The 17,410-nt window shown below is 39.2% G+C and carries 17 protein-coding genes; 12 read left to right on the plus strand and 5 right to left on the minus strand.

All coding sequences use genetic code 11. From position 1 onward, the window contains the following. Window positions 1–124: 124 nt before the first annotated feature. The 3 genes from ABFX33_RS15915 to bshB1 all read left to right on the plus strand — a co-directional run bounded on the left by ABFX33_RS15915 (window position 125) and on the right by bshB1 (window position 2,214). Window positions 125–757, plus strand: coding sequence for a DUF4294 domain-containing protein (locus tag ABFX33_RS15915; protein WP_120257511.1), 633 nt, complete (start codon window positions 125–127; stop codon window positions 755–757). Window positions 758–831: 74 nt separating this feature from the next. Further along, on the plus strand, window positions 832–1,323 hold the full coding sequence (locus tag ABFX33_RS15920) for a glutathione peroxidase (protein WP_120257510.1): 492 nt from the start codon (window positions 832–834) through the stop codon (window positions 1,321–1,323). Between the two features lie 159 nt (window positions 1,324–1,482). After that, the gene (gene bshB1, locus ABFX33_RS15925; protein WP_346087902.1) at window positions 1,483–2,214 is read left to right on the plus strand and encodes a bacillithiol biosynthesis deacetylase BshB1; all 732 of its coding nucleotides are present in this window, start codon (window positions 1,483–1,485) and stop codon (window positions 2,212–2,214) included. A 96-nt stretch (window positions 2,215–2,310) separates the two neighbouring features. On the opposite strand, the gene ABFX33_RS15930 is transcribed toward bshB1, so the two are convergent. The 4 genes from ABFX33_RS15930 to ABFX33_RS15945 are packed head-to-tail and all read right to left on the minus strand — an operon-like array spanning window position 2,311 to window position 5,791. Next, entirely contained in the window at window positions 2,311–3,120 is an 810-nt protein-coding gene (locus tag ABFX33_RS15930) for a phosphate ABC transporter ATP-binding protein (RefSeq protein ID WP_346086834.1), read from the minus strand. Next, a complete protein-coding gene (locus tag ABFX33_RS15935) occupies window positions 3,078–3,929 on the minus strand; it encodes a PstA family ABC transporter permease (RefSeq protein ID WP_120257508.1) in 852 nt (283 codons plus the stop codon). The genes ABFX33_RS15930 and ABFX33_RS15935 overlap by 43 nt, the downstream gene beginning before the upstream one ends. Then, entirely contained in the window at window positions 3,922–4,818 is an 897-nt protein-coding gene (pstC, locus tag ABFX33_RS15940) for a phosphate ABC transporter permease subunit PstC (protein WP_346086835.1), read from the minus strand. The genes ABFX33_RS15935 and pstC overlap by 8 nt, the downstream gene beginning before the upstream one ends. 1 nt (window position 4,819) lies before the next feature. Further along, window positions 4,820–5,791 carry a PstS family phosphate ABC transporter substrate-binding protein gene (locus tag ABFX33_RS15945; RefSeq protein WP_346086836.1) on the minus strand — a complete coding sequence of 324 codons (972 nt, stop codon included), beginning with the start codon at window positions 5,789–5,791 and terminating at the stop codon, window positions 4,820–4,822. A gap of 145 nt (window positions 5,792–5,936) precedes the next feature. Here ABFX33_RS15945 and ABFX33_RS15950 point away from each other — a divergent pair, with 145 nt between their 5' ends. From ABFX33_RS15950 to ABFX33_RS15990, 9 genes are all read left to right on the plus strand, one after another. Beyond that, window positions 5,937–8,042 (plus strand): HEPN domain-containing protein, encoded by a 2,106-nt coding sequence (locus ABFX33_RS15950; protein WP_346086837.1) that lies wholly within the window; start codon window positions 5,937–5,939, stop codon window positions 8,040–8,042. Between the two features lie 11 nt (window positions 8,043–8,053). Next, complete coding sequence (gene cobA, locus ABFX33_RS15955) at window positions 8,054–8,812, plus strand: uroporphyrinogen-III C-methyltransferase (protein WP_120257504.1); 759 nt, start codon at window positions 8,054–8,056, stop codon at window positions 8,810–8,812. A 2-nt stretch (window positions 8,813–8,814) separates the two neighbouring features. Next, a complete protein-coding gene (locus tag ABFX33_RS15960) occupies window positions 8,815–9,393 on the plus strand; it encodes a precorrin-2 dehydrogenase/sirohydrochlorin ferrochelatase family protein (RefSeq protein ID WP_346086838.1) in 579 nt (192 codons plus the stop codon). Further along, the gene (locus ABFX33_RS15965) at window positions 9,383–10,084 is read left to right on the plus strand and encodes a phosphoadenylyl-sulfate reductase (RefSeq protein WP_346086839.1); all 702 of its coding nucleotides are present in this window, start codon (window positions 9,383–9,385) and stop codon (window positions 10,082–10,084) included. The genes ABFX33_RS15960 and ABFX33_RS15965 overlap by 11 nt, the downstream gene beginning before the upstream one ends. Window positions 10,085–10,138: 54 nt before the next feature. Continuing rightward, a complete protein-coding gene (gene cysD / locus ABFX33_RS15970) occupies window positions 10,139–11,029 on the plus strand; it encodes a sulfate adenylyltransferase subunit CysD (protein ID WP_120257501.1) in 891 nt (296 codons plus the stop codon). A 32-nt stretch (window positions 11,030–11,061) separates the two neighbouring features. Then, window positions 11,062–12,306, plus strand: coding sequence for a sulfate adenylyltransferase subunit 1 (locus tag ABFX33_RS15975; RefSeq protein WP_346086840.1), 1,245 nt, complete (start codon window positions 11,062–11,064; stop codon window positions 12,304–12,306). A 656-nt stretch (window positions 12,307–12,962) separates the two neighbouring features. Continuing rightward, entirely contained in the window at window positions 12,963–14,294 is a 1,332-nt protein-coding gene (gene gdhA / locus ABFX33_RS15980) for an NADP-specific glutamate dehydrogenase (RefSeq protein WP_346086841.1), read from the plus strand. A 101-nt stretch (window positions 14,295–14,395) separates the two neighbouring features. After that, on the plus strand, window positions 14,396–14,641 hold the full coding sequence (locus ABFX33_RS15985; protein WP_108634281.1) for a hypothetical protein: 246 nt from the start codon (window positions 14,396–14,398) through the stop codon (window positions 14,639–14,641). Window positions 14,642–14,649: 8 nt separating this feature from the next. After that, complete coding sequence (locus ABFX33_RS15990; RefSeq protein WP_257090853.1) at window positions 14,650–14,988, plus strand: hypothetical protein; 339 nt, start codon at window positions 14,650–14,652, stop codon at window positions 14,986–14,988. 47 nt (window positions 14,989–15,035) lie between these two features. Here ABFX33_RS15990 and ABFX33_RS15995 read toward each other — a convergent pair whose 3' ends face one another. Next, window positions 15,036–17,408, minus strand: coding sequence for an endonuclease MutS2 (locus ABFX33_RS15995; RefSeq protein WP_346086842.1), 2,373 nt, complete (start codon window positions 17,406–17,408; stop codon window positions 15,036–15,038). Window positions 17,409–17,410 lie beyond the last annotated feature (2 nt).

Genomic DNA, 17,410 nt, shown 5'->3' on the forward strand with positions numbered 1-17,410 from the left:
TTGAGTATTTTTGTTTAATTTAGTTAATGTATTTCGAATACGATTATCAAGCTAACTTATTTTGTAATAAATTTACCAAAATATAATAGCATTGACAAATTAAAAGAGTTATATAGTCATTCAGATGAAGACAATAGTAGGTGGTTTGCTTTTTCTTCTTGGGACCTTGTCAGGTGTGACACAGGCTCAATCTCTTGTTCTTCCATTGTATGGTGAAGGGGCGCAAGAGACTGTGACTGATTATATGAAAACAACATTACCTTCGGGCGAGATTCTACCTTGGTTTCCCATCCCTGAGGTTGTTATTGTCAGAAAACGAGTATGGTCAAGCGAGGAAGCAAGACGGGAATATCTACGCTTTAGACGAAATGTACTGAAGGTACTTCCTTATGCGATCTATGCACAAAAAAGATACGACCAGCTGGATCGGGATCTAGCCATGACATCTGAAAAAAAGGAGCATGAAGCCTTGGTGGAGCGTTGTGAAAATGACGTGAAACAAATGTTTAATAGGGAAATTAAAAACATGACCATTTCCCAGGGTAAAATTCTTATAAAACTGATCGATCGCTATACAGGGCATACAAGCTACGAAATGGTAAAAGAAATGAAAGGTGGAATCTCCGCGTTCTTTTATCAAGGGGTTGCCAAAATTTTTGGGCATAATCTAAAATCTGCGTACGATCCAAAGGAGGACTTCGAAATCGAAAACATTATCCGGGAATTTGAAAGATCAAGACCTAAACCGGTCATGTAGATTTCGATATGCTAATTACAAGGAGACTTGAAAAAGTATCCGGATCCTCATGTAAATACCTAAATTAAGATAATATGAAAACGATTTATGACTTTGATGCCTTGCAATTCAATGGAACCATGAAATCTCTAGGGGATTTTGAAGGAAAGGTTTTGTTGGTCGTCAATACAGCGAGTCAGTGCCTGTTTACGAGACAATTTAAATCGCTTGAAAAGCTCTATCAAAAGTATAAAGAAAAGGGGTTTGAGATACTGGCATTCCCATCCAATAACTTTCGGAATCAAGAACCCCTGACAGGCAGTACGTTGGAGACATTTTGTCGAATAAACCAACAAGTCAGTTTTCCAGTTTTTAAGCGTAGCCATGTCGTTGGTACCTATACGACGCCATTGTATAATTTTCTTTCAAATAAGACAGAAAACGGTCATATAAATAGTAAACCTTCCTGGAACTTTCACAAGTACCTGATCAACAAGCAGGGAGAGGTTGTGGATTTCTATTACCCCACGACTTCGCCATTGTCAGGTAAAATTTGTCGTAATATCGAACGACTTTTAGCGGAGTAAACAACAAACTTTCTACCTTTGACCTCGGCTTCACAGCAGTAAGTCCATCTATGTTGGCTATCGTCAAAATAAGCTAGCAATATGAAAGAATTAACTGCAGAATCATTTTAACCGATTTTGGTGAAATTGGAAGCTGTAAACAAAAAAGAGGATATCAATATGCTAAAACTAGATTTATTAGTCATTGCTGTGCATCCCGATGACGCAGAATTAGGGGCAGGCGGAGTAATGGCAAAATATGTTGCTGAAGGAAAAAAAGTAGGAATTGTAGACCTGACACAGGGCGAACTAGGCACACGCGGTACAGCTGAGACAAGGGCGCAAGAGGCAAAAGATGCCGCAACGATCCTGGGATTGGCTACTCGCGAAAATCTTGGTCTCAGAGATGGTTTTTTCGAAAATGCTATCGAAGAAAAAATGGCTATTATAAGTGCAATAAGGAAATACCAACCTGAAATTGTTATTACCAATGCGATTACCGACCGTCACCCTGATCATGGCAGGGCAGGACAGCTTGTGAGTGAAGCTTGTTTCCTTTCGGGTTTAAGAAAAGTGGAAACAAAAGATGAAAATAATCATGTCCAAGAAGCCTTTCGACCACGGTTAGTATTACAGTTTGTACAGGATTATTATATCAAACCTGACGTGGTTATTGATATTACGGACTACTATACTATCAAGGAGAAGTCAATCCTAGCCTATAAAACACAATTCTATACAGGTGAAAACACCAATCCAGATGAGCCACAAACCTATATCTCCAATCCGGATTTTATGGAATCTACTGCTGCTAGAGCGAGAGAATTTGGCCGTTATATCCAGGCAAAGTATGCGGAAGGATTTACTTCTAAAAAGATATTAGGTGTTGATGATTTATTCGACCTGAGATAAAGAAGCTGTAATAAAAGTAAAGAAGTGAAAAGTCGAAGATTTTATGGAGCCTCCTAGAATCTTCGACTTTTATATATATAAACGATAGGCAGTTTATCAGGAGATAAAACCTTTTACATATTGTTTTGTAATCTCATGCTGTGGATTTAACAACACTTGCTCAGTGGGACCAAATTCAAGGATTTCTCCCCCATAAACGAAAAGAATATAGTCGGACACCCTTCTAGCTTGTCGTAAGATATGTGTAACCAGAACAATGGTATAATCCTGCTTAAGCTCAATTAATAATTCTTCAATTTTTGCTGTGGATAATGGGTCCAATGCGGAAGTCGATTCATCGCCAAGTATAATTTCAGGTTCAACAGCAAGGCCCCTGGCTAAACAAAGTCGTTGCTGCTGTCCAATCGAAAGACCACTTGCAGACTGCCCCAAACGATCCTTGACCTCATCCCATAAGGCTACATTTCGCAATTGTGTCTCGACAATTTTATCCAGTTCCTTTTTATTCTTGGTGCCATGTATACGCGGGCCATAAGCGACATTATCGTAGATGGACATCGGTAAGGGATAAGGTTTTTGGGATAAAAGCCCCATCTTCTTACGAATATGTGTTACCTCAGCATCCTTACCATAAATATCCTCACCGTTCACGAGCACAGACCCTGTTATTTCAACACCTTTCGTATCGTCAACCAGTCGATTAAGTGTTTTCAGCAAGGTGGTCTTACCACAACCCGAAGGCCCTATAATAGAAGTTACACTATTGTTGGGTAAGGCAAGATTAATATTTTTTAAGATATGTCGTCCGTCGATATATACATTAAGATCCTTAATCTGTATATGGGGATCAGTTAATGGGCTGTTTAACGACGATTCTTTTGTTTCGATTGAAGGATATGCGTGCATACTACGATAATTAAAATAATGATTGTTAAAACCAGGGCTGAAGCGTAAGCTCGCCCCTGTACCTCAGGAATTGGACTACTTAACTGAAAAAATATGGCCAAGGGAAGTGTTGCTGCAGGTTCATCTATATATTTAGGCAGATTATCACTGAAGCCTGTTGTCAATAGCACACCAGCAACATCACCAATAGCCCTTCCAAACGCCAACAGAATAGCCGTTAATAGTCCAGCGCGAATGCTCCGCAACATAACCTTAGCGAGCTCCCAACGTGTTGTACCAAGGGAAAGCGTGACATTTTTCAAATCTTCAGGAATCGTTTTGATTAATTCGTCTACTGTCCGTACCACAATAGGGATCGTCAATAGTGTGACCGTAATGATACCACCCAATAGCGAAGCTCTAATACCAAAATAGACCATGATACCAAAGCCGACAGCACCATAAACAATGGATGGAACACCGTAAAGTACATCGAACAAAAGCTTTGAAAACTGTGTTACTCTGGAATTTGTTCCTAAATAAATATTAAGATAAAGAGATATTGGGATGCCAATAAAAGCGGAAAGGGCAGTCGCTACACCTGCCAGATAGAGTGAACCTAATATGGCATTTAAGATTCCGCCTTCTTTGCCGATGTAAAACCCACCTTTGGGCAATTGGCTGACCATCTCCCAATTGAGATAGGGAAGCCCCTTATAGAGGATCGTACCTACAATAAAAAATAGGGAAGCAGTCACTGTGATTCCGGACAGATGCATGAAACCCTTCGCGATTTTTTCGCTCAATAACCTTCTTTTGGTATTATCCATCTAAACCTCCTTCGAGACGTCTCAAGATCAGACGTGATATTAAATTGAAAACAAATATGATCACAAATAGCAATAATGCTGAAAACATCAATGCTGACTCATAAAGTGGGATAGACATCATCTCACCAAAATTGTTGGCAATTAAAGCTGGGATGGGGTAACCGGCATCAAAGATGGACGTAGGAACCTTAGGCACATTACCACAAACCATTAATACCGCAATCGTTTCTCCAAACGCACGAGAGGTTGATAGGACAATTGCCGCAATAATCCCGGGCTTTGCTTTTTTGAGAATAACATGTTTTATGGTATCCCATTTTGTTGCTCCTAAAGACAAAGAGGCTGCTTTTAATTCATATGGAATCGTTTGGAGCACCTCAACCATAATTGAAATCATGATCGGAAATATCATGACTGCCAACACGACCCCACCGGCTAACACCGAATAACCAGATGTCACCACGCCAAAAATCGGAGCAATATAAAGCTGGATCAATGGTATAATAAATAACACGCCCCAAACACCATATAGCACTGGAGGAATGGCAGCCAAAACATTAACAAGCGGGAGCATCATATTTTTCAATGCATCTGAAGCATATTCAGTCAGATAAACAGCTGTTAATATACACAGTGGTATGGCAATGGCAAGGGATATCAATGTGACAGCGAGTGTGCCAGCGATAAAAGGCAAAAATCCGAATGAGCCCTTCATAGGCGCCCATACTTTGTCTGTCAACAGCTGAAATACATTGCTATATTCAAATAGTGGAATGGATTTTACGGTTAAACCGACCGCAATAATAAGGACAACTGAAAGCGAAATCAGCAGCAATAATAATGTGGACCGTTTTACTAAAGTATCTTTAACTAGACGTGTATTTAGCATGCTATAACTTATTTAGTTCTTCATTAATCAGTGTTGCACTCAATGGTACATAACCATTTTCCAGTAATTGTGATTGCGCCTGTTTCTGTAGTACAAATGAGATAAATTCCTTCAAGAGCAGAGATTCTGTCTTATTACGTGTGACAAATGTCAGATCACGCGAAGGGGGGGCAGGGTATCTTCCCGCCGCAACCGCTGCTGTCAAGTCCGACAGGGAGCCATAGAATTGCTCATCTGCTTCGATTTTCCCATTTTTATTTAAATCCAATGGCAATACATCAATATGATCAAATACTTTGTTTGTCTTTAAATTATATACATAATTAATGTTGTTGAAGCCAATGCCAAACTTATCATCTTTAATCGCTTGGGCGATGCCAGGGTCTCCGAAGATGCCAACACCTTGCAGATCCTCCTGTTTGTGTCCAAAAAATTTGGCCCAGGTTTCTGCCGCTCCGGCGGCATCCGAACGCACGTAGACATTAATCGGATCTGCTGTAAACTGCGGATCAATTTGATTCCATGTTTTAAATTTTCGATTGACAAAAATATCCGCAAGTTCCTCCCGTGTTAAACCTCGTTTCAGTAATGCTTTATAATTCGGATTGCCCGGATTCAATGTACAAATCACAGCGTCTTTAGCAACGATAATAGGAACTGCACCTTTTTTAACTTCTTGCGCATGAAGATCCCGTGATACCAAACCAATGTCTACCATACCAGTTAGCACATCGGCTATTCCTTTGCCCGCTCCGCCTGCGGAAATATTAAAACGAACATGAGGGTGAATTTTTTTAAAGTCTTCACTCCAGATTACCACCAAAGGGTAGAGGGCAAAGGCTCCAGATAATGAAATATTACCTTCAAACCCTAACTCTTTGCTATATCCATTCTTTACTTTTGGCGCGCATGACGTGATCTTAGATACAACTATAAAGCTAAAAACAAGGACTATAAAACATCTTTTTATCATTACACCTATTAGTCTACAGGTTTAGTATATTAAATTTTATACGGCAAATATATATTAATTTGGTAGATATTATAGAATATTAAAAAAATATTTTTACATTTGACATCGAGAAAAGAATACTAAATCAATAGATTTTATTTGTTTTATGCAAAGCTTCCGTACAGAATTAGAAAATCCAGTCGTGGAAAAGGAGATTATTGAACTTGAAAAAAAGATTCGGTTATTTCACGAAGGTAAGATCGCTGATGAGAAATTTAGATCACTGCGCCTTGCCAGGGGAGTATATGGACAGAGACAACCAGGGGTTCAAATGGTTCGTATCAAACTTCCATTTGGAAAAGTTACTTTTAAACAATTGATCAAAATCGCAGCAATCTCTGATGAATATGCAAGTCGCAACCTGCATCTGACCACACGTCAGGATATTCAGATTCATTACGTCAGTCTGGATCGCACGCCAGAACTTTGGTCAAAATTGGCAGAGGACGATATTACCCTAAGGGAAGCCTGTGGTAATACTGTTCGTAATGTAACGGCTTCACCAACTTCGGGTATTGATCCGAAAGAACCTTTTGATGTATCACCATATGCACAGGCGACATTTGAATATTTTCTACGTAATCCAGTCTGTGCGGAGATGGGTAGAAAATTCAAGATGTCTTTTTCTGCAAGTGAAGAGGACACCGCTTTCTCGTATATCCATGACTTGGGTTTTATTCCAAAATTAAAGTATGTCGATGGTGTAGAAGTACGTGGTTTCAAAGTCTTGCTAGGAGGTGGACTGGGATCACAGCCATTTTTAGCATCGCTAACAAATGAATTTCTACCGGAAGATGAGCTAATTCCTTATATAGAGGCTACCTTAAGAGTGTTTGACCGATACGGCGAACGCAACAACCGTAACAAGGCTCGCTTTAAATATCTTATTCAGAAACTTGGCTTGGAAGAGGTGTTAAATCTGATCGAAGCAGAAAAGATTGCTACAAAAGTAAAAGCTTTCGCTATCGATCGAACCAAAATTAAACAACCGCTACCACCGGATGACAGCCAAATCACCGTACTTGATCTCGATACCGATTTAAACTATCAGGTATGGAAGAATACGAATACATTTGAACAAAAGCAAGCAGGCTATTATGGTGTCTATGTACGTGTTTCCACCGGGGACATCGGTACCGATAAAGCGCGGTCCTTGATCGCTGGACTAAATGATCTCGTTGCGGATGATATCCGGATAACACAAAACCAAAGTTTGCTATTGAAGTATGCAACCGAAAAGTCGCTACCTCATATTTATCAACTGCTAAAATCATTAGATCTTGCTCAGGTAGGCTTTGACAGTACTGCAGATGTGACAACATGCCCTGGCACGGACACCTGTAATCTTGGCATTTCAAATAGTACCGAAATGGCGCGGGTCATTGAGTCATATATCGCCGAATTCCACCAAGATTTTATTTTCAACAGAGATTTGAAAATTAAGATATCCGGTTGTATGAATTCCTGTGGCCAACATGGACTGGCACATATTGGCTTCCATGGCAGCTCAGTTAAAGCAGAGGGTAAGGTAGTTCCTGCCGCCCAGGTTATGCTCGGTGGTGGCACGATCGGCGATGGTGAAGGCCGGGTAGCCGAACGGATTATCAAAGTACCCACCAAACGAGTATTGCATGTGGTTGAATTCGTACTGAACGATTACAAAAAGAATGCGGAAGAAACTGAAAACTTTCATGCGTATTACGACAGACAAGGTAAAAATTATTTTTACAATCTATTAAAGCCACTGTCAGATCTAACAACGCTTTCGGAAGATGAGTTTGTGGATTGGGGACATGAAGGTACTTTTCAAACAGCGATAGGTGTGGGTGAGTGTGCTGGGGTAGTGATCGATCTGGTAGCAACATTGATTTATGAGGCGGAGGAAAAGCTGCAATGGGCAAATGAGACATTCGGGGAAGCAAAATTCGCAGACGCTATCTATCATGCATACAATGCCTTTGTTCAGGCAGCGAAAGCCTTGCTGTTAGATAAAGGTATTAGCGCAAGCACACAAAATACAGTGATCAATGAATTCCAGACACATTTTGTGGAGTCCGGGGAATATAACTTTGATCAGTCATTTCCGGAGCTTGTCTTACAAATCAGTAAAAATGAACCTACGGAGGTTTTTGCAACAGGTTATCTACAAGAAGCCACAAAGTTTATCAATGAGGTTTATCAACGTAAAAATTTAACGCCTGTATTGGCTTAGGAGGGAACGGAATGTCGATAGAAGCAAAAGTAACTTTAGTAGGTGCTGGGCCAGGAGACCCAGAATTGATTAGCCTTAAAGGGATCAAAGCAATCCAGAAAGCGGATGTTATTTTGTATGATGCGCTGGTTAATGAAGAACTATTGGATTATGCGAAGGCAGATTGTATAAAAATTTACGTCGGAAAACGTGCTGAACAGCTTTCAACATCACAAGATGAAATCAATCGCTTACTGGTTGATTATGCTTTAAATTATGGGCATGTGGTGCGTTTGAAAGGTGGAGATCCCTTTGTCTTTGGACGTGGGGGTGAAGAGATCGATCATGTGGCACAATATGGTATTGAAACAGCCGTTGTACCGGGTATTTCCTCCGCTATCGGTCTGACGGGGCTACAGCAGATTCCTTTGACCTATAGAGGGATTAGTGAAAGCTTTTGGGTGATAACAGGGTCAAAATCTGATGGTAGTTTATCTAGCGATCTATACCTAGCAGCGGAATCCAATGCGACTGTAGTCGTTCTGATGGGCTATGGAAAATTAGCAGAGATCGTGGCCATCTACCGGGATAAAAATCTTCATCATTTACCTATCGCTTTGATTCAGAACGGTTCACTGCCCAATGAAAAGGTTGTATTGGGAACAATAGACAATATATTAGATGAATCTACTGAAAAAAGAGTTGGGGTACCAGCTATTATCATCATAGGTGAAGTGGTGGCGAAACACAGATCGTTTCAACAGATTAAAGAAAAGGCGCTTGCATTATAAATATGAATCAGTTGTTTCCCATATTCGTTAAACTTGATCAGATCCAGACCTTACTGGTCGGAGGAGGAAAAGTTGCGTTGGAAAAATTCCAGGCATTGATAACAAATGATGAGCGATTGAACCTAACTGTTGTTGCAAGGGAAATTGTTCCAGAATTTGAACTATTACTCAGGAATTATCCTCACATTCAACTTCATATACGTCCTTTTGAGACGACTGACATTGAACACAAGCAACTTGTGATTGCGGCCACGAACAATATGGAACTGAATGATGAACTTCGTGCGTTAACATCACTTCACAATATACTTTTCAATGCCGCGGATAAACCAGATCTATGCGACTTTTATTTGGGATCAATTGTTACTAAAGGCAATCTAAAAGTTGCGATTTCCACAAACGGCAAATCGCCAACGATTGCAAAAAGGGTGAAGGAACTGCTCAATGATCTATTACCAGCTGAAATCGACGAAACGCTTTCACTGATGAGTGAATATCGTGAACAGTTGAAAGGGGACTTTGAATTTAAGGTAAAGAAGCTGAACGAACATACCAAAAATATATTACGTCATGAGCGTTAAGGAAATTAAAGAAATTATCGGTGATAAAAAGGGAGTGGAGATGCTGCAAGTAATTGCATCCCTATATCCTTCAGAAGTTGTTTTTTCGACATCTTTTGGGATAGAAGATCAGATTATCACCGAATGGATCGGCAAAAACAATATCGGTATCGAGATTTTCACTTTAGATACCGGTCGATTATTCAAAGAGACGTACTCTTTGTGGAGCCGCACATTGGAACGTTATCAACTGAATATCAAGACATACACACCAAACACAATATTGCTGGAAGATTTTATCAGTAAAAAGGGGCCTAATTCTTTCTATGGATCTGTTGAAAACCGTAAAGAATGTTGTCGGATCAGAAAGATTGAACCATTGCAGCGTGCTATCAAAGGAAAAAAAATCTGGATTACCGGCATTCGGTCTGAACAATCGGTCAATAGACATGATATGGATTTTGTAGAGTACGACGAAGTAAATGATATCATAAAAATCCATCCGCTGTTTGAATGGACCTTTGATCAGGTAAAAATGTATTGTAAAGAACAGTATATTCCCTATAATGTCTTACATGACAAAGGATTTCCGAGCATTGGTTGTCAACCCTGTACAAGAGCTGTTCAGGAAGGAGAAGATTTTCGTGCCGGAAGATGGTGGTGGGAAGATCAGAGTAAAAAAGAATGTGGTTTACATGCTGTTAAATCTTAATCATAAAAAAGCGTATACCCGAATTCATTAAATCAAATTTTATTATTTCAAAGAATGGACTATTTAGATCATTTAGAAGCGGAAGCAATATATATATTAAGAGAAGTCGCTGGACAGTTTGAAAAACCAGCACTATTATTCTCGGGCGGAAAAGATTCCATTACATTGGTTCATCTAGCAAAAAAAGCTTTCAGACCGGGTAAATTTCCCTTTCCACTGGTTCATATTGATACTGGGCACAATTTCCCAGAAACTATTGTTTTCCGTGACAGTCTTATTGAAGAAATTGGAGAAAAACTTATTGTTGGCTATGTCCAAGATAGTATAGATCAGGGCAAAGTCGTTGAGCAGAAAGGTAAAAACGCAAGTCGTAATGCACTTCAGACTGTTACCTTACTCGATACGATCTCGAAACACGGTTTCGATGCATGTATCGGAGGAGCACGTAGGGATGAGGAGAAAGCACGTGCAAAAGAACGTATTTTCTCAGTTCGTGATGAGTTTGGACAATGGGATCCAAAAAGACAAAGACCAGAGTTGTGGAGTATTTTCAACGGTAAGATAAACAAAGGCGAGAATGTACGGGTATTCCCGATATCAAACTGGACTGAGCTCGATGTCTGGAATTATATCAAACGCGAACAGATTGCATTACCATCCATTTATTTTAGTCACGAGCGGGAGGTAATTACCCGTAACGGACAATTAATGGCAGCAGCACCATTTTTGAATATTGATGAGGAAGATGTTGTTGAGACTAAATCTGTTCGTTTCAGGACGGTCGGAGATATGACCTGTACAGCAGCAGTAGATTCTACAGCAACTGCTTTGGATGATATCATCGCGGAAATCAAGGCATCAACAGTCAGTGAACGTGGGGCTCGGATGGATGACAAAGTATCCGAGGCAGCAATGGAAGAACGCAAAAAACAGGGATATTTTTAATTCCTCAAATCTAATACTTGATATTGACAACAATGAATATATTGAAATTTATAACAGCTGGTTCGGTAGACGATGGTAAAAGTACCCTAATTGGTCGATTGCTATACGATACCAATTCTATTTTGGATGACCAATTGGAAGCGATACAGCGTGCCAACCGAAAAAATGATGATGGAACAGTAGATTTAGCGATATTAACGGATGGACTAAAGGCAGAACGCGAACAGGGGATAACCATCGATGTCGCTTACAAATATTTTCAGACCGATCATCGAAAGTACATTATCGCTGATGCTCCGGGCCATATCCAATATACGCGAAACATGGTTACCGGCGCATCCAATTCTGAGCTGATTATCATCTTGGTAGATGCACGGAAGGGGGTTATTGAACAAACGAAAAGGCATTCGTTTATTGCTAAATTACTAGCGATGAAGCAGGTATTAGTATGTGTCAATAAAATGGATATGGTAGATTATAGCGCTACTGTTTTTGAACAAATCAAAAATGATTACCAGCAATTGGCTGCCAACTTGGGACTTCAGGACGTTGATTTTATCCCAGTATCCGCATTGAAAGGTGACAATATTGTTCATAAATCCGATCGTATGCTCTGGTATTCCGGAGAATCGCTATTGGATTACCTGGAAAATGTTGAAATTCATGAAAATCAAGCGGCGAATTGGAGATTCCCTGTACAATGGGTTGTAAGGCCACAAACAGATGACCTCCATGACTATAGAGGATATGCCGGTAGAGTGTTAGGAGAGGGGCTTACTGTAGGCGATCAGGTGATTATTTATCCTTCTGAAACATATAGTACCATAAAGGCGATAGAATTTAACGGCCTAAAGCTTGACCGAGCAGAAAATGGACAGTCAGTTATTCTTCATTTAACAGACGATGTGGACATTAGCCGTGGCGACACGATTGCAAATGTTGAAAAACAGCCAAAATTTGAGCGCAATATACAAGCAAACGTATGTTGGTTTGACAATAAGCCCTTGGATACCGAACAGATCTACTTGCTTCAAAGCCACAGTAAATTGACAAAAATTAAGATTGTCGATGTGCTTTATAAATTTGACATCAACACACAGGAAAAAGTTTTCGACGAAACGATCAAGCTCAATGATATTGGTCGGATTGCAATCAAATCTGCTGAAAATCTTGTATTTGATTTACAGACAGAAAATTCTGCAAATTCTCAAGCCATTGTCATAGATCCACGGACTAACTTAACAGTTGGTGCTTTGATGATTCAGGCAGTTGATTAGCATTTTTCAATCTGTAAATATTCAACCTAAATATTTATTGAGGAATCTGAGCGTTTCGCTTGGATTCCTTTTTTATTTAAAATATGTAAGCCTTATTTGTAAATCATTGTAAGAAAACTTATTTTATATAATATCAAAAACCAGCAATAACTATATTAAATAATTCATTAAAAACCTCCATTCTCATCACTATACATATTTATTATAATTTATATTATGTTAAATAGTAATTTGCAAACCCTCCCTTTTTCCCAATAGTATTGCTACATTGTTATAACGAAGACTCTAATCTCATTGCACATAGCTATTTTAATTCCGCGTAAAATCAGATCTTACAATTTATTGAGACTTCACCATGTAATGGCCTTATAAATTTTAAAATATATAAGGCTTAGAATTACACAAATCATTACGTTTAGTCTGTTCTATTATAAAAACGAAAATGATTCTTTTTTTTAGCTAAAGTATCGAATAAAATACGCGGATGATTTGATTTCGGCTACAATTCTATATTATCAAGCTAAATAGACATATTTTATAGAATTCGAAATTTCATTATAACAACGTAAAATTTATAAAAAATTAACAAAAATTGGATTTTTATTAAAAAATACATAAATTAGTACCAGCCAAAGGGAAATTTTACTAATTAAAACATGTCAAAAAATTTTAACGAGTTCATTGCGAGCGTTGAGAAACGCAATCCAAATGAGCCAGAATTCTTACAAGCTGTAAAAGAAGTTACAGAGGATTTATTTCCTTATATCACCAACAATCATCCTGAGTTTTTCGATCAAAAAATTCTTGAAAGACTCACCGAACCTGAACGTATTATCTCTTTTCGTGTAACCTGGTTAGATGACAATCATGAAGTACAGGTAAACCGTGGATACCGTGTGCAAATGAATAGTTCTATCGGTCCATATAAAGGCGGACTTCGCTTCGCTCCTTCTGTGAATCAAAGTATCTTGAAATTTCTTGCTTTTGAACAAGTTTTCAAAAACAGTTTAACAGGCTTACCAATAGGTGGCGGTAAAGGTGGTTCTGACTTTGATCCTAAAGGCAAATCAGACAATGAAATCATGCGTTTTTGTCAAAGCTTTATGACGGAATTATATCGTCATATAGGTGCAGATACAGATGTTCCTGCTGGGGATATTGGTGTTGGAGGACGTGAAATTGGCTTTTTATTCGGACAATTTAAGCGTCTTCAGAACAATTTTACTGGGGTTCTAACAGGCAAAGGTGAATTATGGGGCGGCTCCTATATTCGTCCAGAAGCTACCGGATATGGCCTACTATACTTCGTAGATTGTATATTTAAACATAAAGGACAATCCTTAAAAGGAAAAGTGGCAACAGTTTCAGGTGCTGGTAATGTTGCATTTTATGCTGTTGAAAAAGCAATGCAATTAGGTGCAAAAGTAATTACTGTTTCTAATAGCTTGGGTACATTGTATGATCCAGATGGCTTTGACACAGAAAAAATGGCTTTTGGAGCAACTTTAGGACGGAATTTAGACCAATACCCTGCTCGTTATCCAAATGCACAGTTTTTACCGGGACAAAAACCTTGGCAATTTAAATGTGATATTGCATTACCATGTGCGACACAAAATGAATTGGATGAATCCGATGCGAAAACACTTGTGTCAAATGGCTGTATTTGTGTTGCTGAAGGCGCTAATATGCCTTCCACTGCCGAAGCTATTAAGGTTTTCTTAGATGCAAAAATTAGTTTTGCACCAGGGAAAGCTGCAAATGCTGGCGGGGTTGCCGTAAGTGGTCTGGAAATGTCCCAAAACTCGATCCGTACACAATGGGGTACTGAGGAAGTTGATAGCCGTCTGAAAACAATTATGGAAAGCATTCACGAAACTTGTTTAAAATATGGCAAAGAAAGTGACTTTGTTAATTACTTAAAAGGTGCCAATATTGGCGGCTTTATTAAAGTGGCTAATGCCATGAAAGCTCAGGGAGTTGTATAATCAGCCTTTTTCTAATCATATCATAATCCTGAACGCTCAAATGTATTTCATTTGGGCGTTTTTTTATACTTTTATGGTAATTTTTAAAACAAGAGATTTACATGAGATTAATAGCGGAACTCCCCCATCCTGATTGCAAGATTTCCATCTTTGGAATGAACCAGAAATTCATCATCAAATTTGAACAAGGAAATCTGGAGCAATCTTATAAAATTGCAGAGGTTGACATCATAGGCGGCGTAAATGGTGTTTTTGAATTGCTCGATGAGGAATTTCTTAAAAGTGTAATAGACCAGTTCTCGTTAATGCGTCAATCTTTTAACGGTGCTTACAGTAGATACGAATAGCGACAATTATGTTAAATTACCTTTATTTTGCGGCATTTTGGGCTTGCCAAATTGTCTCCTCCATCCTATTTAAACTTGGCGGTATTCACCCCAAATATAAATGGGCGGCGTTGATTGTTGGGAATATTATTTTGCTTTCAGCAAGTTGGTTTCTGATTCAATTATTTAAGAATGTCTCTCAACCTATTGTTATCGCATTATGTTCAGGTGGGACTTTTCTGACGGTTCAATTGGCAATGGCATTTTATTTTAAAAGTCCACTGAGCTGGCAGCAGGTTGTCGGTATATTTGTTATTATTGTAGGTATGGTGATGATTACCTTTGGTGGCAAAGATCAAACGATCTAAAAAGGTAAAAAAGAACTCGCATTTTACATGTGCGAGTTCTTTTATTGCTATAAATAAGCGTAAGTTATTCCGTCTCCACCGCGGTCTTGATGTTCATCTTCAAACCGACTGACATGGCTGTATTTACGCAAGTAATCCCGAATGAATTTTCGTAAAATGCCGTCTCCTTTACCGTGGATAATTTTTAAAGATGGGTAGCCTACCATAACAGCCCTATCCAGTACTTTCTCCAATTCATTCAACGCATCTTCGGTGCGCATCCCTCTGAGGTCAAGTTCCGGATTAAAATCTGCGACAGTACCCGCAGACAATGATTTAGACAAGCTTTTTGCTGATCTCTTATTCTCTCGTCCTTCGAGCTTAATGACATTCTTTCGCTTCTGTACTGTTCTCAATTCTCCCATAGCAAGAATCAAATTGTTTTTGGCAATTTCAACAACCTGTGCTTCAGCACCATTATCAATAATCTGTACCCAGTCACCTATACTTAATTCGGAGGATTCCGTTATTTTTTCTTTAATGACATGCTTTACTGTTTGCTCTTTCGGCAAAACAGCTTTCAAAGCTTGATCCAGATTACTGCGCAATTCACGGGTTTTCTCCTTATCAGCTTTCGCTGATTTGATCTGTGCAACCGTATTTTCGATTAATTTATTGGAGTTTCTGATGATTTCCTGAGCCTCCTCTTTGGCTTTTTTCAGGATAACCCGCTTATTTTCTTCAAGATAACCTTGTAATTCCAAGTACTCCGATTTGAGAGATTCAAGTTCTTTCTCTCTTTTATTGATGGCAACTTTCGTGTCAAACACCTCTTTCTTCTCCCGTTCAAGATCGATCAACAAGGTATCTACCTTTTTCTGTTGTACACCAATTTTCCCTTTGGCGGCCTCTAGAATATCCTTGCCTAAGCCGATTTTCTGTGCAATTTCGAAGGCGTAAGAGCTTCCGGGTTTACCGATCTGGAGAATATACATTGGGCGCATCTCGCGGTTATCGAATAACATGGAAGCATTCTCCAGACCCGTTGTATTGCTCGCAAATACCTTTAAGTTTGAGTAATGGGTTGTTACAACGCCTCTAATTTGCTTTTTATTCAACGATTCCAATACGGCTTCGGCAATAGGTCCGCCAAATAGAGGGTCTGTTCCGGTTCCGAATTCATCAATGAGTACCAAGGTACGTCCATTGGCAAATTCCGTAAAATACTTCATTTTCGACAAGTGTGCACTGTAGGTACTGAGGTCACTCTCAATAGATTGATCGTCACCAATATCCGCAAATATTTGCTTGAATACACCTACTTTCGTCGTCGGTTCAGCTGGGATCAATAGACCTGATTGCACCATGATCTGCAGCAAGCCCACTGTCTTCATACATACTGACTTACCACCGGCATTTGGTCCAGAGACAACAATAACACGTTGCAACTGGTCGATTTGTATATTTAATGGAACTACAGTGCCTTTATGGTGTTCGTTAAGTATGAGCAATGGATGACGCGCATTGATGAGATTGATCTCCGCCTCTTTGGACAATTCAGGCATCTCGGCCTCAATATCCAAGGCAAACAATGCTTTGGCTCTAACAAAATCAACCTTGGTCAATAAGCCATGATAGGATAACAATAAAGGGAGATGCGGGCGCACTTTATCTGTGAGTTCCACAAGAATTCGGATGACCTCCCTCCTGCGTTCAAATTCAAGATCTCTAATTTTATTGTTGAGCTGAAAAACTTCTTCTGGCTCAATATAAGCCGTTTGACCTGTTGCAGACTCGTCATGAATCAATCCTTTAAGCTTTCTTTTATTTTCAGCCAAGATCGGAATACATAGACGTCCATCCCGTACAGTCAAATTCCCATCCGCAGTCCAGCCACTGTCCTGGGCATTTTTGAAGATACTATTTATACGTTTGAGCGCATCTTGTTCTGCCCGTTGTATTTGTTGAGTGATTTCGAGCAATAAGCGTGAAGCATTATTTTTGAGTTTTCCTCGCTCGTCAATCACTATTTCAATATCACGGATGATTCCCTTCTCGATAGGTAAATGCTCAAATAGCACTTCCAAATTCGGATAAAGTCCCTCTCTTTCGTTAAAATAGCGAATGATGGCATAAACAGTTTTCAAGGACAACAGGACACGAAAAAACTCTTCTTCAAGTAGAAAAGCACCTTCCACCCTCGCTTTTTCAATAATGGATTTTAAAGGAAAAAAATTCTCTACGGGAAATGCTCCATCATTGACAAGAAGATCTTTGAATTCACTTGTCTGTCTCAAAAAACGATCTATCTGATCAAAGCGAGTTTGTGGCTGAATTTTTTCGACCAGCTCACGGCCCGATTCACTCAGGCATTTTTGTTTTATTTTATCTTTTATCTCGGAAAAGCCGAGTTTATCTATCGCATTTAATGGATATACCATAA

This window comes from Sphingobacterium ginsenosidimutans (assembly GCF_039536865.1).
Lineage (GTDB): Bacteria > Bacteroidota > Bacteroidia > Sphingobacteriales > Sphingobacteriaceae > Sphingobacterium > Sphingobacterium detergens.

Bases quoted from the DNA above. Each gene is read 5' to 3' on its own strand.
- ABFX33_RS15915 (WP_120257511.1), top strand. From the start codon at position 125: ATGAAGACAATAGTAGGTGGTTTGCTTTTTCTTCTTGGGACCTTGTCA.
- ABFX33_RS15920 (WP_120257510.1), top strand. From the start codon at position 832: ATGAAAACGATTTATGACTTTGATGCCTTGCAATTCAATGGAACCATG.
- bshB1 (WP_346087902.1), top strand. From the start codon at position 1,483: ATGCTAAAACTAGATTTATTAGTCATTGCTGTGCATCCCGATGACGCA.
- ABFX33_RS15930 (WP_346086834.1), bottom strand. From the start codon at position 3,120: ATGCACGCATATCCTTCAATCGAAACAAAAGAATCGTCGTTAAACAGC.
- ABFX33_RS15935 (WP_120257508.1), bottom strand. From the start codon at position 3,929: ATGGATAATACCAAAAGAAGGTTATTGAGCGAAAAAATCGCGAAGGGT.
- pstC (WP_346086835.1), bottom strand. From the start codon at position 4,818: ATGCTAAATACACGTCTAGTTAAAGATACTTTAGTAAAACGGTCCACA.
- ABFX33_RS15945 (WP_346086836.1), bottom strand. From the start codon at position 5,791: ATGATAAAAAGATGTTTTATAGTCCTTGTTTTTAGCTTTATAGTTGTA.
- ABFX33_RS15950 (WP_346086837.1), top strand. From the start codon at position 5,937: ATGCAAAGCTTCCGTACAGAATTAGAAAATCCAGTCGTGGAAAAGGAG.
- cobA (WP_120257504.1), top strand. From the start codon at position 8,054: ATGTCGATAGAAGCAAAAGTAACTTTAGTAGGTGCTGGGCCAGGAGAC.
- ABFX33_RS15960 (WP_346086838.1), top strand. From the start codon at position 8,815: ATGAATCAGTTGTTTCCCATATTCGTTAAACTTGATCAGATCCAGACC.
- ABFX33_RS15965 (WP_346086839.1), top strand. From the start codon at position 9,383: ATGAGCGTTAAGGAAATTAAAGAAATTATCGGTGATAAAAAGGGAGTG.
- cysD (WP_120257501.1), top strand. From the start codon at position 10,139: ATGGACTATTTAGATCATTTAGAAGCGGAAGCAATATATATATTAAGA.
- ABFX33_RS15975 (WP_346086840.1), top strand. From the start codon at position 11,062: ATGAATATATTGAAATTTATAACAGCTGGTTCGGTAGACGATGGTAAA.
- gdhA (WP_346086841.1), top strand. From the start codon at position 12,963: ATGTCAAAAAATTTTAACGAGTTCATTGCGAGCGTTGAGAAACGCAAT.
- ABFX33_RS15985 (WP_108634281.1), top strand. From the start codon at position 14,396: ATGAGATTAATAGCGGAACTCCCCCATCCTGATTGCAAGATTTCCATC.
- ABFX33_RS15990 (WP_257090853.1), top strand. From the start codon at position 14,650: ATGTTAAATTACCTTTATTTTGCGGCATTTTGGGCTTGCCAAATTGTC.
- ABFX33_RS15995 (WP_346086842.1), bottom strand. From the start codon at position 17,408: ATGGTATATCCATTAAATGCGATAGATAAACTCGGCTTTTCCGAGATA.